We start from the raw sequence: 13,560 nt of genomic DNA on the forward strand, positions 1-13,560 counted from the left end.
ACTAGGGTTTAAAGATTTTTCTGACAAATTTACTAACGACAAGAAATCGATAGGAGAGTTTAAAGATTTTTCTGACAAATTTACTAACATGGAAGAAGAATTAGTAAAGGAATATATGAAGGAAGGTGTAGTTTCCGCTGAAAAGAAAACTACCATTAAGGAAGTGGCTAAAATAATGACAGATAAAAATGTAGGTTCAGTAATAGTCGTAGATGGAAACGGTAAACCAATAGGAATAGCAACTGAAAGGGACGTAGTAAGGTCAATAGGAAAAGGGAAATCTCTGGACGAACCCATCGAGAACGCTATGACCTCATCGTTAATAACTGTAAGGGAAGACGCTCCTATAACTGGAGCATTAAGCCTCATGAGGTCATACAATATAAGGCACTTACCAGTAGTGGATCAGAATGGCACACTTAAGGGTATAATTTCCATAAGAGACATAGCTAAGGCCCTGGACAATATGTTTGAGCAATAATTTCAAAAGACAAATATATAGGATACATCTTTCTGCTTTTATATTTTCTTTTTAATATTAATGGAAAATAAAATTATTAATATTAAGTGTATGTATTTTTTACTCCAGTTCTATAGTAGCTGGTGGCTTAGACGTAATATCAAATAGAACCTCCTTCACTAGAGGGTTCTCCATTATCTCGTTTGCAATAGTTTTCAATTCCTCAGCTGAAATAGAGGGTACGTCAGCTGTCATGAAGTCCTCCGTAAGAACTGCCCTGATTGCCACTGCATACTTACCCTTATCTTTGTTTGATACTATAGACATAACATGGGTTATATCATATCTAGATAACTTCATTACTGTTTCTCTGACTGAAATAGGAGATTCTACTGAGGCTATATGTCCATAAGATCTCACGTCTCCTTTAACTCCAGTAGCCCTTGACTTGTAGATCTTAACCTTAGATCCTACCTCCTTCGATTTTTCTAAATCTTCTTCACAATCAGAATCAAATGTAACTGCAAAATATTGAGAGAACCCCTTGCCTTCTAACCTTCTTTCAACTATCGAATTAGCTTGCCTTTCCACCAAAAGCTTCTCCCTGGTCACTTTCCCGACTGTACGTATCAGTAAGCCTGGTCCAGGGAATGGCTGCCTCTCAGAAATTGCTGGGGGAAGACCAAGAAACCTTGCTAACTCCCTCACTTCATTCTTATAAAGATCTGCTAAAGGCTCTATTACTGTAAATCCCCATTGGGATTCAGTATTAATCCCAAGCTGAACCAGTACGTTATGCTGAGTCTTTATTCCTCCTTGTGTCTCAACCCAATCAGCAGCTATAGTACCTTGCATCATCATTGTAGTTCCATATTTTCTAGCTAGAGAAGAAATAGTATTATAGAATATATCCCTGAACTTCTTTCTTTTCTCTTCTGCGTCCTCAACGCCCTCTAATGCGGATAGAAATTCCTCAGACTTATCCTCCACAACTAGATTTGGGATTACCTTCCTCGTCATTTCCCTCACAGAATTGGCCTCATTTTCCCTGAGAAATCCTGTATCTATCATTACTGGGATTACACGTTCACCTAGAACCCTATAGGCCAACGCCGCTGCGGTGGTGCTGTCTACGCCACCACTTACAGCAATGAGAACCTTTGAGTTACCTACTTTCTCTATGAGTTGAGGAGAAATTTCATTTATGAAAGATGAAGGGTTAAAACTCATCGAGTCTGATTGTGTACTACGACTTATAAATTTCTTCTATTTTGTCAAGATCAACTGAAGACCTAAGCATCTTTTCTATCAACGAGACTTGACTTGATATTTCCTCCTCTAGAGAAGATGAGTTTATCTTAATTCCCACCTCTTTAAGCAGAGATTTCCCGCCAGGAGAGAACATGAATCCATGCACGCTTGTACCAATTTTATCTCCGTTCATGGCTCCGTCATATACTTCCACATCCTTTCCGTTTCTCCGCTCTATGACATATAGAGGATCTTGGCGATATGATATTTCTCCTCTTCTAATTTCATAGCCTCTCAAACCGCCTTTAAAAGAAGAGAAAGACTGTGAAATCACCTTTCTTTCTCCGTATATGACGTCAAAGTCGAAGATACCCATGCCGTTGTAAGTCCCAGGGGTTCCACTCTCAATGCCTATCTTATCAATTAATGTAGAACCCATCATTTGAAATCCTCCGCATATCCCAATGACGGATTTTCTTTTAATAACATCCTCAAATCCTTTAGACCTTAGCCACGAAAGTGATTCGATTGTGTTCCTACTGCCTGGAAGTATTACCACATCGCTTCTCTTCAAACTCCCTAAATCCCTTACAAACTTGACTGAAGAATTAGATTTAACAAGAGCAAAAAGCTCGTTGAAGTTGCTCATATAAGGATAAGCTATTACTCCAACCTCTAGGTCACCCTCTCCGAAAGGGAACACGTTCATTGAGTCCTCTGGCATCATGTTAAGCCCTTCCTCGTAAGGTATAGTACCTAAGTGAACCATCCCTGTCCTTCCTTTGAGCCAAGAAATGGCTGGGTCAAGGTACTTAGGATCTCCCCTGAACTTATTTATTATGAAACCAACCATTCTTTCCCTAACAGAAGGTGGAGACATCATATATGTACCATATGCTGAGGCAAAGGCTCCTCCTCTATCAATGTCAAGAACTAGAATAATATTTACCTTTAACTCGGAGGCTACTTTATGTACTGTGATATCTTTATCTAAAAAATTTGGCTCACCCATTCCTCCTGCTCCCTCAATAACATGGTCCCTAGATACTATCCCTTTGATCTTATCCCACAGCGAGCCTATCATGGAGTAATAGATATCTGCGTTGAAGATCCCCAACGGATCTCCCATAAATACAACCTCTATTCCTTTACCCGTTGGTTTAAGTAGAATGGGATTATTCTCCCTTGATGGATTTAAACCGGCACCTATTGCCTGATATGCCTGAATGAAGGAGATCTCACCTCCATCTGAAGTAGAGTAACTGTTTAGAGACATATTTTGAACTTTCATTGGTTTAGCTGTCATAATTCTTGACAAGCCAGCTGTGACGAGGGACTTACCAGAGTCGCTCATAGTAGAAGCTATTAGAAGAGCCACAAATAACAAAAGCAATGCGGAAGTTAAAAGCGGTGATAGCTCAACTAGCATTCTTTTCAACAATTCCAGTAAAAATTGATTTGACTCTAGAGGAAATAGCTTCGGCTAGCATCGTTGCTCCCTTGTTTGTTGGAATGATAGCTGGGCTCATAGACTTCGCAACGTATTACTTAGGTTGGATGATAGTTGGAAATGTAGCCAAATACATTCTTATAGCAGAGGTAGAACTTTTCAGGGGTTTTCACCATTTAGATGGATTACTTGACACTGGAGATGCCCTAATGATTGCAGACAAGGAAAAGAAAATGAGAGCTCTGAAGGATGTCCAAGTTGGAGCTGGAGGAATAGGAATGACATTGGTTTACTTGTCTCTAATGTTAGTCTCATTGTCTCTATTTTCTTCCCCGTCGTTGGCTGTGTTTGCAACTCTAGTCTCTGCTGAGGTACTAGCCAGAGGCACAGGAATGCTGTCATTATTAGGAAAACCTTTGGAGGGAAGCTTCCTTGGTTCTACGTTCTCAAAATACATTAAGAGGTACTTTTACGTAATATTAATCACGATAATACCTTTCATCTCTATAGGGGGAGCAATTGCGCTCCTATTTTCAGTTGTTTTAATCCTGATCTTCGAAAGAAACTTAGGAGGGTCGTCAGGAGATCTAGTAGGAGCAGTGATCACGCTTTCCTTCCCTATTTTCATCATAGGTGAATTAAAATGCTTGGAGTCCTTATTCTGGCTCTTCTTATCGATCTTTTAGGTGAACCTCCTATCTTTATTCACCCAGTTGTTTGGACTGGAAAGATATCTGAAAGACTCATAAAGCCATTTAAGGGAAGAGCTTATGGAGTTTTCATATGGACTGCTTCAGTTTTGCCAGTTCTTCTTCTTTTCACTGTACTTTTATCGCTTAATGTTCCCTACTTGGTCAAGATTATCATAGCGGTTTATTCCCTTAAGATATCATTTTCAATTTCTATGCTTTACCGATTGGTAAAAAATAGCGTCGGAGAAAATGGAAAGGAAAACGCACAGCAGCTAGTAAGAAGGGACTTAAAAAAGGAGGATCAAGGACATGTAATATCTGCCGCAATAGAGTCTCTTTTTGAGAGCACAGTTGATGGCATAACTTCTCCCATTTTCTGGTTCATTCTACTGGGAATTCCAGGAGCACTTCTGCAAAGGCTAGCCAACACTATGGATAGTATGGTTGGATATAAAACACCTGAACTTGAAAAGGAGGGCTGGTTTTCAGCAAAGGTAGATACAGTGATAAATTACGTCCCAGCAAGGCTGACCTTTCTCTTCATGATCTTAGCTGGCTATCTTCTTAATATGAACGTGAGAAAATGCGTCAAAAATGTGAGGAAAACTACCATTGAGAGCATTAACGCTAGATACCCCATTTCTTGTAGTGCAGGGTTACTCGACGTTAAACTGGAGAAAAGAGGTTTTTATTCCGAGAATGATGACGCTAATCTCCCAGATGAGGGGAAGCTGAAAGACGCGTTGATGCTATTCCGAGTTACTTTGTTTATTTTCATGACTTTCGCATTAGCTGTAGATTACTGCCTTTATGGTCTTTCCCTCCTTGGATATCCTTACGGCATCCTCGAATTGATCTAGAGGGAAGTGATGGGTCACCAATTTTTCTACGTTTACCTCCCTATTCTCCAGCATTTTCAACGCCTCTCTCGTGTCTTCTTCTACTGCAGCGTTGGAGGAAATGACAGATATCTCGTTATTAAGTAAATCACTTACATCATAATCTAACACTGTACCCTTAAACGGTACGCCGAAGAGAAGTACTCTACCTCCTTTTCTCACTGACCTAAGCCCGTCTAGTATTGCGCGCGGTGCACCAGAAGCTATAATTGCGACGTCTGCGCCTCTTCCGTCGGTCAGCTTTCTCACTTCTTCTTGCACCTTTACCTTGGTAGAGTTTAAAGAATAGTCTGCAATGGTAGATGCGAACTCGACTCTGAAATCTGATACGTCACTTATTACGACTTGTTTAGCCTTGTTTCTCTTTGCGGTCATAACGTGAAGCAAACCCATAGGACCTGCACCGACAACCAAAACCGTATCTCCTTCATCAATCTTTACTCTCCTCTGCCCTCTTACTACCGTAGCTAGAGGCTCTATGAAGGAGCCTTCGTCGAAACTAACGTTATCGGGTAATTTCAGGACTCCTCCTCTTTCCACGTTCCACGCTGGTACTCTGAAATATTCCGAAAAACCTCCTGGCTCTATATTAGTTTTTCTATAGTAAGGACACATGGTTGGGCTACCCTTTTTACAATAGTAACACTCATAGCACGGAACGTGATGGTGGGCAAATACCCTTTCTCCTTTCTTATAGCCTTCAGCTCTACTTTCCTCTATAATTCCTGTCGGTTCATGTCCTATAATTGGTTGTGACGCAGTGTATTGACCGCATATCTTCTCTACATCCGTACCACAAAGCCCACATGCTTTCATCTTAACTAGAATATCACCTTCACTCAGCTTTGGTATTTCCATTTCTCTAAGAATAACCTTCCCATTTTCTATAATCACGGACTTCAAATTGATCAAAGATTACAAAGAACTGGAATTTTTAAACGTAGCTAACAAGCCATTTTTTAATTCACGTTGGAATAAAATTCCGTTGAGAGAATCAGCTCTAACATAAACAGCTAAGATATCTATCTTAAAGAATTTCTTTCAATACCTCCATGATGTTCATTGTCGTAGTATCAGCTATTTCTAGAACCAACTTCTCCTTCTCTTGCATAAGTCTAATTAAAACATCGTTCCCCGTTATTAGTAGATTTCTGAACTTACCTGATGAAGCCTTTATTTCACCTCCCTCTATCTTAAAGGCGGCATAAACGTTGCAGTTATGAACAGTGATAATTCCCTCTTTTAATTGTTTGGCCTTCATCCTTACGTATTTAGCAACGTCCATAGGATCTACGAGCCAAGACTCATCTGCTTCCCTTATTAAACATGAGAAACGTTTCATGAAAGGAATTACGTGATTTTTTACTATATGTTCAGCAGTTATTGGAAACTTAACCTTACCAATTCCAAGAAAGGATTTATCATCTGCAACTAAATCTATTGTAATATTTATTGAGTTATCCTTAGCCATGAACGAAAGATCTACAGACGCATTAAACCTCATTTTCTTATCGAAAGACTCCCCTCTATAAACAAAAGAAGAACCAGCCATAGTTACTGGATACACTTGACCATAATAGGATTCCTGTTTAGTCCTACCTTCTTCTACATCATTAATTAACGCTGCCAAGTAGTTTCCGTTATCCAACTTTCTGATTACGACGAAATGACCAGTGGCTAATAAAAACATCATTGGATCGCTTAGCATCTTCACTAAAACTCCTCTAGGCACATCAACTTTTATCACTTCGGAATACTTGCTTTCCATACCTAACTGAATTATGGAATTAGAATATTTTAAACATATTGTTTATTTTTTAATTGAAACTATAGATATTTTCGAAAGAAATGAATTACCTTTAATTAACAAAGAAATCAATTCCTTTTAATCTATTTAAAGTTATCTACTTTCATCAGACTTAACAGTAATTCTTATAAAAGTTTTTTAAAGAATTTCAATAGTTTTAGTAAATATTTTACATAAGAATATATGATTAACTTACCCATTCTTTATACTTAGAGTAATATACTTTTTTATATCAGCTAAAAATTAATAAAGATTAGAATAACACAAAAACTTGAAAATAAACTTTGATAATACTAACCCCTTATATTTGTTATTTTCCCTAAATAATATTTAGTTTAGCTGCAAAGTTAATTCGTATGCTTTTCATTATGTTCAGATATATGGTGACGTAAGTAAAAACTTTGCAAAAAGAAGAACAGAAAAGGATAATTTATTTAAAAAGAAAGCCTACTAAGGTGGAAAAAATAAAAAAGCCTTCCCCTAAAGGTAAAGAATTTTCATCTTTGATCAAAAATCAAGTAAAACGGGTGCTTGAACACGAGCCCTGAAATTTTTATTGCACCCGGGGTTATCCGAAACTATTATATTTAATATAGTAATACCATGCAATTTATTTTATGAACTATTTCGAATTGATCTCCATTGCTTTAGCTTTCATTCTGTTATTACCCTTTACTTTAGTTCCATGGATGTTAAAGAAAAAGAGCTATCCTATTGATTATTATCACGATCAGATAAGAGTGCTGAAAGGATATTCGCAGATTAATGCATTCTCCGTGAGAGGGATCAGATCTCACTTAATTCTAATAAGCGAAAGTACACTGAATTTAGATTACAATGAGCTACAAGCAATAATAGCACATGAAGAAGGCCATATTAAATTGAATCATCATGTTAAAATGACATTAGTAATGGGAATACCAATTTATACATCTTTGTTACTCATTATAAAAGGAGAGGTTTTTTTCGCAATACCTATTTTGCTCATAACATTGTTGGCTCAAAAGGTAATTTCAAGAAGATTTGAACTAGAAGCTGATAGGTACGCTCTGAAGACCACATCAAGGGACGAACTGGCAAGTGTAATTTCTAGATACGGTGAGAGACGCAGTTCGCTTATTTCTACTCATCCTGATGTTTCGACAAGACTTAAGAACATAGGATACAGCTAAATCCTAAGAAATGCAAAGACATGTTTTATCTGAGAAGGAATCTGTTGAAATAAAGGAAAAAGTCAAAGAGAAATATAATATAGATCTAGACGGTCAGTTAGAAATAGGTAAGGAAAAGAAGGCTAAATATTATTTAGTGAATCACATCTTAGCTTTCTTCGTAATGAATGACGAGATAGTTCCTACCTTGTGCGGTGTAATAAAACTGAAAATAAATATGCCATACGTTGCAGTGGATGAAGGTGCAGTAAAGGCTTTGATCAAAGGGGCAGACTTATTCACCCCTGGAATAAAGGAATACCATTGTGAAGTTAAACCAAATTCCATAGTATTAGTTAGAACTCTTCAAGGGCTTCCAGTTGCTCTTATGAGAATATCTGAAGTGGCAGAGGAAGCAGTTAAGGCTGGAAAGGGTAAGTTCGGGGTGAACGTTCATCACCTAAATGACGAGTTGTGGGGTCTTTGTAATGGCGAGAATTAGTGTAGTTATACCCACTTTTAATGAAAAGGAGAATATAACTAAACTCCTCATTAGACTCAATGAAATTCTTCCTTCCCTTTCATTTATTGTGGTCGATGATAATAGTCCAGATGGAACAGAGGAAAGCCTAAAGAAACTGAACTTAAAGAACTTAGAGTTAATTATAAGAAAGAACGAGAAAGGATTGGGTTCAGCTATAAAAACTGGATTGAGTAGAGCGTTGGAGTTGGAAAGCGAATACATAGTAACTATGGACGCAGACTTCAGTCACGATCCGTCTTACTTGCCTGGTATGCTGGAAATGGCAAAAACTGGTTACGGATTGGTTATAGGGTCTAGATATGTAAAGGGAGGAGGAATAGAAAATTGGCCTCTAAAGAGGAGAATCGTAAGCAAGGGAGCTAACTTCCTATTTAGAACAGCGATGAGGTCATACATTCATGATAACACGTCAAATTATAGAGTATACTCGACGAACGCTGCAAAGGAAGCCCTAAATTGCAACTCAGCGGATGGCTACGAATTTCAAATATGTGCGGTTTTCAGGATTCTCAAGGCTGGAATAAAGATAGGCGAATATCCTATTATATTTAGGGATAGAGAAATAGGAAAGAGCAAGTTAAGTAATGTTGAGATATTCAGGTGGTTCAAGTTTCTACTTTCTCTCCTCGCCTCTTCTTAAGTTTGTTAACTTGCTCCTTAAGCTCGAGGATCTCTTTGGTAAGCATGGATATCTGGCTTTCATGAATCTCTAACATTTTCATTACCTTCTCTTCAAAACTTTCGTTACTTTTTTGGCTTATTTTGACGTTCCCCTCGTCGTCAACTTCAACTATGCCTGTTCTAATTAATTCTCTAACGTAACCCTTCATGGTCTTAGGTGATACCTTTAATTGAAGTGCCAGATCCGTCATGTTAATGATGCCTCTTTCTCTAATAATTGCCACTATATCCTGCAGTCTAGGGGGAAGTTCCATATATGACCTTTTACAGTAGAATATCTTTTAAACATGGAGGCACGTAGTTCTATTGGTTACATTGACCCTCCTGATAAGAGAAGCGGAGGTCAATTCCATATTGACCTTCTCTATGGCTTATTCTTCTATGAGAGAGGCTTTCGAACTCCTTGATAAAAAGATAGCGGTTAACTCTAAAAGGATAAGGACCTCCGTCTCAGGATCAACTCTCACTTATCAATCGGGAGGTTTCAAGGACTTTTTAGGCTATAAAACGTTTGTTAACGGCTCATTCATGTCCGTTCTCTTCTCTAAAGGGGGAGATATTCTTTCTATTATCGAATCTGATAGGTTAACACAGATCAGAACTGGGTCTCTCTCAGTCTTAGCTTCAGATTATGCTATGGGATCATATGGAACTGTAGGCATAATCGGACTTGGAAAACAAGGCCTAGCACAAGTTGAGGCATTCCACGAATTGAGACCTGGAATTACAATAAACGTGTTCACTAGGAGTCAGGATAGATTAAACTCTGCTATGAATTTCTTTCAAAGAAGAGGGATAAAGGTTAGACCCGTAGATATGAAAACTTTATGCAAGGAGAGTGAAACGATAGTTACTATTACGAGAGCTAAGGACCCGTTCCTAAAGCTGGACTATCTCAATAAGGGATCTCACGTAAATGCCATGGGATCTAACATACCTGAGAAGTCAGAACTATATCCTGAGGTTGTAAAGAATTCCGCTGCAATAGTTGTGGAGGACTTTGAAATGGCATTAGAGGAGGCGGGAGATCTAGTTCTGGCTAAAAAGATGGGGATGCTTGACGAAAGCAAACTCATGGCATTATCTTCTTTAATAACGGGAAAGATTAGGATAAGAAGAGAAGAAGGTAACGTCACGTTATTTAAGTCGGTTGGAATAGGACTAGAAGACGTGGCGGTTATGTCGGCTTTGTATGAAGAAGCTAAGAGGAGAGGAAACTGCCTTGAACTAGAGGTAACTGGAAAATGGCATCGAGAATAGAACCTTCAAGAATGGGAAAAGAAATTACCTTATCTCCGGTGGAGTTAGGATCCCAGATGGCTAAGAAAGTTAAGATTAACTTAGCAAGCGGAAATCCTGATCCTAAAGTTATGCCGATAAATGAGATAAAAGATGCTTACAACCAAGTTATACAGGAATACGGCTTTAAATCGCTCATATACCCTGGAGCAGGAGGACAGGAGGACTTGATATACAACGTAAACAAGTTTTTCCTTCCCATGCTCGGCTTGAACAAAAAGGACGATGATATGACTGTTATAACTAGCGGTGCACAGCACGCAATGGAATTAGTTTCAAAGTATTTCCTTGAATACGATCCAATAGGAGTTGAGAATCCTACCTTCGTTGAGACGTTCAATGCATTGAAGTTAAGATCTTCGATAAATTTTCCCTTTGACGTAATGAACGATGGAATAGATACTGCTTCTTTAAGAACAGTTCTGGAAATAACAAGGATAAAGCTCCTTTACGTGATTCCGAACTGTCATAACCCAGCTGGAGTTAACATGTCATTGGAGAAAAGAAAGGAAATAGCGGAACTCGCTCACGAGTACGATTTCGTGATCATAGAGGACGACCCTTATAGACCGATAGCGGGAGAAGTTCCTCCACCGATAAAGAGTTTTGATAGTTATGGCAACGTAATTTATTTAGGTAGTTTTAGTAAAATTCTTGCTCCCGGCTTGAGGGTAGGTTTCGCTTTAGGCGAGAAAAAGACAATGGAGAAAGTGTCATTGTTAGAGCAGCTAGATTTCTCTACTTCTACTATTAACCAATATGTTGTATCAAGGTTGTTGAAAACGGGCGTGGTAAAGTCCTTATCGGAAAAAATGAGTTCACATTACCGTAAAAAAATGAACGTAATGATTGATGCGTTAAATGAAGAGGGACTGACCTCATTTAATAGACCGTCTTGTGGGTTCTTCCTTCTTCTTGACCTTCACAAGGACAGCTGGAGCGTCTTCAAGAAAGCTATAGAGAGAGGGTTAAGCTTCGTACCAGCCAAACCATTCTTCCTAAAAGGAGGCGAAAATATGGCTAGATTGAGTGTTACAAATGTAGAAGAAGATAAAATAAGGGAAGGAATAAGCATACTCAAGGAAAGCGTTAACTAGTTATAACTTCTTCTGCATCCCTTACAAAGTTCTTCACTTTCTCTTCATAGACGTTTAAGTCCTCCTCGGTAAGGGTCTCGGAAATGTATCCGTCATAATGAAGCTTCAATGCTATATCATAAGCCTCCTGCACCCAATCTCCTAGTATGTCCGATAGTAGCCTAACTGACTCCTCTCTAGGCTTATCTATATGAAAATAATACTGTAGCATCTTTATGGAACTGCTTATGGACTCGTAGAGCAACTCGCACCTGGTTGGGATCGTATCGATACTCTTGGAAAGATTTAAATACATGTCAGAAGTTGACATAAAATAGGAGAAGAACTGATTTTGAGTTACGGGTTTTGACTCCACGATAAATACATTTGTTTAGTTTCTCTTTAAATGCCTACTTTGTGATATTACGGTATGTGGTTAGGTATACTTAGAACAGGTCTGTTAGGATCTGCCTTCAGTTTAACAATAGGTGGAGCACTATTGTGGAACAAGGTACCTTTCTTGATTTCCTTGGGGACTATGATAGCAATCTTCGTTTTACTCTCACTTCTCTTATTGTCGTCCAATAGATACGTGGCTCTAATTTCTGCAATGATTGCGGGACTGGAAATGTTTGCTTCTGCTACTTCATCAGCCCATGCCGATGCCCTCTCAGAGTTTGGATCTTCAGCGTTTATTTCAACTTTAGATATATTAATGATTTTAGGATTTTATTTATTTCCTTTAATTATAATTATAGGCGGTGTACTTTACTTCATTAAAGGATAAAGATAAGAATCACATTTAAAAATTTAGATTGGTCGAATCATTATATGGATGTAATCGACCCTAATGCTAGAGTAGTTGACCTTGTAGGTTTGTTAACTGTCTTAAATAATAACTATGAAGGAAAAGCTGATTTATATGAGCTGGCTATGGACCTAGGTATAGACATTGACGATATGATGCCAATAGTTTACACTGCTAGCTATTTAGGATTCGTCACTATAGGAGGAGGAGACATAATTATAAGTGACAAGGGTATCCAATTTATTAACTCTAATATAAAAGAAAGAAAAAGGCTAATATCAGATTCCATAAAAGACGTTGAACCTTTTAAAACCGCAATAGATTTAAAGGAGTTCACGTTAGATGATTTGCTATCAGAGCTTGAAAGAAGGGGAGTACAGAACTATAATTCCCCTCAAGGAAAATATGATCTAAGAATTACTCTAGCCGAGTGGGGAGTTTACTCTGGCTTAATCTCCTTAATTGGAGAGGAAGAGTTTAGGGTAAACGAATAAAAATAAAGGAACCGTATGATATAGTTAATAGATTGAATTGTCTTTAAAATTGTAATAACAGTATGGATTTTCATTTATAAAGTTAAAATGATTTTTTATCTGTAACATAATTTTGCCTTGAGATTTAGACTCCTTCATTGGCTACATAAATTAGAGAATAACATAAAACGAATTTTCACGTGATATAAGATGTAAATACCCTTAATATCCCATTTTATTAACCTTAATATTTATGTAAGTAAACTATAACACCAAGATAGACTTATGGTAGTTAAAGAAATTATTTATAAGCGCCTGAATGAAAATGAGATAAAGAGTTCATTCGACGGAGAATACTGGCCGTCTCAAATGTGGTATTGTTTAAGGAGACAATATTACGATAGAATCTTTCCATCAGCTACAACGTACGATATGACAAGATTCACCGTTCTGGGGGAAGCTCTTCACAACCTTATTGCGGACATGTTAAAGAACGAAGAAGGCATCTCTGTTATCAGCGAGGTTCCCATAAGAATACCACATCCAAAAAACCCTGAAATCGTTTTCTCAGGGAGAGCAGATGACATTATCATAGTTCAGTTCACGAAGGAAAGATACGTAATAGAAGTTAAGAGCACTGAAGATCTTCAAAGCAAAGTGAAGAAGGGCTTTTTACCCAAGAAAGAACATAAGGCCCAATTGAACCTATACTTGAGAGCATATCCGAAATCGCATGGCATATTGCTTTACGTTGATAGAGGAAACTTCGACATGGAAGAAATACCTATCGAATTTGACGCAGAACTCTATGAAAGTACACTGCAAAGAGCCGAGGATCTGCACAAATACTTGACTCAGAGAAAAACTCCTCCGCCTGAAGGTAAGAGTGCTCCAGACTTTAATTGGCAATGCAACTATTGTATTCATAAAGCCAGATGCGATAGAGAACAGTAAGTTTTCATGCATATT

General features: G+C 38.1%; 17 protein-coding genes. 11 read left to right on the plus strand and 6 right to left on the minus strand.

All coding sequences use genetic code 11. From position 1 onward, the window contains the following. The first annotated feature begins 88 nt into the window (after positions 1 to 88). On the plus strand, positions 89 to 481 hold the full coding sequence (locus RQ359_RS10815) for a CBS domain-containing protein (protein ID WP_054837605.1): 393 nt from the start codon (positions 89 to 91) through the stop codon (positions 479 to 481). 99 nt (positions 482 to 580) lie between these two features. On the opposite strand, the gene RQ359_RS10820 is transcribed toward RQ359_RS10815, so the two are convergent. Then, a complete protein-coding gene (locus tag RQ359_RS10820) occupies positions 581 to 1,690 on the minus strand; it encodes a GMP synthase (glutamine-hydrolyzing) (protein WP_054837606.1) in 1,110 nt (369 codons plus the stop codon). Positions 1,691 to 1,706: 16 nt separating this feature from the next. Then, positions 1,707 to 3,089 (minus strand): cobyric acid synthase, encoded by a 1,383-nt coding sequence (locus RQ359_RS10825; protein ID WP_457921207.1) that lies wholly within the window; start codon positions 3,087 to 3,089, stop codon positions 1,707 to 1,709. A gap of 14 nt (positions 3,090 to 3,103) precedes the next feature. On the opposite strand from RQ359_RS10825, the gene cobS reads away from it, so the two are divergent. Further along, on the plus strand, positions 3,104 to 3,847 hold the full coding sequence (gene cobS / locus RQ359_RS10830) for an adenosylcobinamide-GDP ribazoletransferase (protein ID WP_054837607.1): 744 nt from the start codon (positions 3,104 to 3,106) through the stop codon (positions 3,845 to 3,847). Next, positions 3,805 to 4,713, plus strand: coding sequence for a cobalamin biosynthesis protein (locus RQ359_RS10835; protein ID WP_054837608.1), 909 nt, complete (start codon positions 3,805 to 3,807; stop codon positions 4,711 to 4,713). Before cobS ends, RQ359_RS10835 begins: the two co-directional genes overlap by 43 nt. Here the strand turns inward: RQ359_RS10835 and RQ359_RS10840 are convergent. Beyond that, positions 4,642 to 5,610 carry a zinc-dependent dehydrogenase gene (locus tag RQ359_RS10840; protein ID WP_156017911.1) on the minus strand — a complete coding sequence of 323 codons (969 nt, stop codon included), beginning with the start codon at positions 5,608 to 5,610 and terminating at the stop codon, positions 4,642 to 4,644. The genes RQ359_RS10835 and RQ359_RS10840 overlap by 72 nt on opposite strands. Positions 5,611 to 5,779: 169 nt before the next feature. Next, positions 5,780 to 6,520, minus strand: coding sequence for a hypothetical protein (locus RQ359_RS10845; protein ID WP_457921208.1), 741 nt, complete (start codon positions 6,518 to 6,520; stop codon positions 5,780 to 5,782). A 656-nt stretch (positions 6,521 to 7,176) separates the two neighbouring features. Here RQ359_RS10845 and RQ359_RS10850 point away from each other — a divergent pair. From RQ359_RS10850 to RQ359_RS10860, 3 genes are read left to right on the plus strand one after another with little or no spacing between them, the layout of a single operon-like run. Further along, a complete protein-coding gene (locus tag RQ359_RS10850) occupies positions 7,177 to 7,731 on the plus strand; it encodes a M48 family metalloprotease (RefSeq protein ID WP_156016479.1) in 555 nt (184 codons plus the stop codon). 10 nt (positions 7,732 to 7,741) lie between these two features. Further along, on the plus strand, positions 7,742 to 8,212 hold the full coding sequence (locus RQ359_RS10855; RefSeq protein WP_054837611.1) for a DUF1947 domain-containing protein: 471 nt from the start codon (positions 7,742 to 7,744) through the stop codon (positions 8,210 to 8,212). Next, complete coding sequence (locus tag RQ359_RS10860) at positions 8,199 to 8,894, plus strand: polyprenol monophosphomannose synthase (RefSeq protein ID WP_054837612.1); 696 nt, start codon at positions 8,199 to 8,201, stop codon at positions 8,892 to 8,894. Before RQ359_RS10855 ends, RQ359_RS10860 begins: the two co-directional genes overlap by 14 nt. On the opposite strand, the gene RQ359_RS10865 is transcribed toward RQ359_RS10860, so the two are convergent. Beyond that, on the minus strand, positions 8,860 to 9,189 hold the full coding sequence (locus tag RQ359_RS10865; RefSeq protein WP_156016478.1) for a winged helix-turn-helix transcriptional regulator: 330 nt from the start codon (positions 9,187 to 9,189) through the stop codon (positions 8,860 to 8,862). The two genes, RQ359_RS10860 and RQ359_RS10865, sit on opposite strands and share 35 nt — an antisense overlap. A gap of 61 nt (positions 9,190 to 9,250) precedes the next feature. Here RQ359_RS10865 and RQ359_RS10870 point away from each other — a divergent pair, with 61 nt between their 5' ends. Then, complete coding sequence (locus RQ359_RS10870) at positions 9,251 to 10,195, plus strand: ornithine cyclodeaminase family protein (RefSeq protein ID WP_156016477.1); 945 nt, start codon at positions 9,251 to 9,253, stop codon at positions 10,193 to 10,195. Beyond that, positions 10,180 to 11,331: an aminotransferase-like domain-containing protein gene (locus tag RQ359_RS10875; protein WP_156016476.1), complete on the plus strand. Its 1,152-nt coding sequence runs from the start codon at positions 10,180 to 10,182 to the stop codon at positions 11,329 to 11,331. The genes RQ359_RS10870 and RQ359_RS10875 overlap by 16 nt, the downstream gene beginning before the upstream one ends. Here RQ359_RS10875 and RQ359_RS10880 read toward each other — a convergent pair. Then, positions 11,324 to 11,686, minus strand: a complete 363-nt coding sequence (locus RQ359_RS10880; protein WP_054837613.1) for a hypothetical protein — start codon at positions 11,684 to 11,686, stop codon at positions 11,324 to 11,326. The genes RQ359_RS10875 and RQ359_RS10880 overlap by 8 nt on opposite strands. A gap of 54 nt (positions 11,687 to 11,740) precedes the next feature. Here RQ359_RS10880 and RQ359_RS10885 point away from each other — a divergent pair, with 54 nt between their 5' ends. From RQ359_RS10885 to RQ359_RS10895, 3 genes are all read left to right on the plus strand, one after another. Further along, positions 11,741 to 12,097 (plus strand): hypothetical protein, encoded by a 357-nt coding sequence (locus RQ359_RS10885; RefSeq protein ID WP_054837614.1) that lies wholly within the window; start codon positions 11,741 to 11,743, stop codon positions 12,095 to 12,097. Between the two features lie 44 nt (positions 12,098 to 12,141). Beyond that, positions 12,142 to 12,612 carry an AAA-associated domain-containing protein gene (locus RQ359_RS10890; RefSeq protein ID WP_054837615.1) on the plus strand — a complete coding sequence of 157 codons (471 nt, stop codon included), beginning with the start codon at positions 12,142 to 12,144 and terminating at the stop codon, positions 12,610 to 12,612. Positions 12,613 to 12,876: 264 nt separating this feature from the next. Further along, positions 12,877 to 13,545, plus strand: a complete 669-nt coding sequence (locus RQ359_RS10895) for a CRISPR-associated protein Cas4 (protein ID WP_156016474.1) — start codon at positions 12,877 to 12,879, stop codon at positions 13,543 to 13,545. Positions 13,546 to 13,560: the final 15 nt, after the last annotated feature.

This window comes from Sulfuracidifex metallicus DSM 6482 = JCM 9184 (assembly GCA_032834875.1).
GTDB classification, from domain to species: Archaea; Thermoproteota; Thermoprotei_A; order Sulfolobales; family Sulfolobaceae; genus Sulfuracidifex; species Sulfuracidifex metallicus.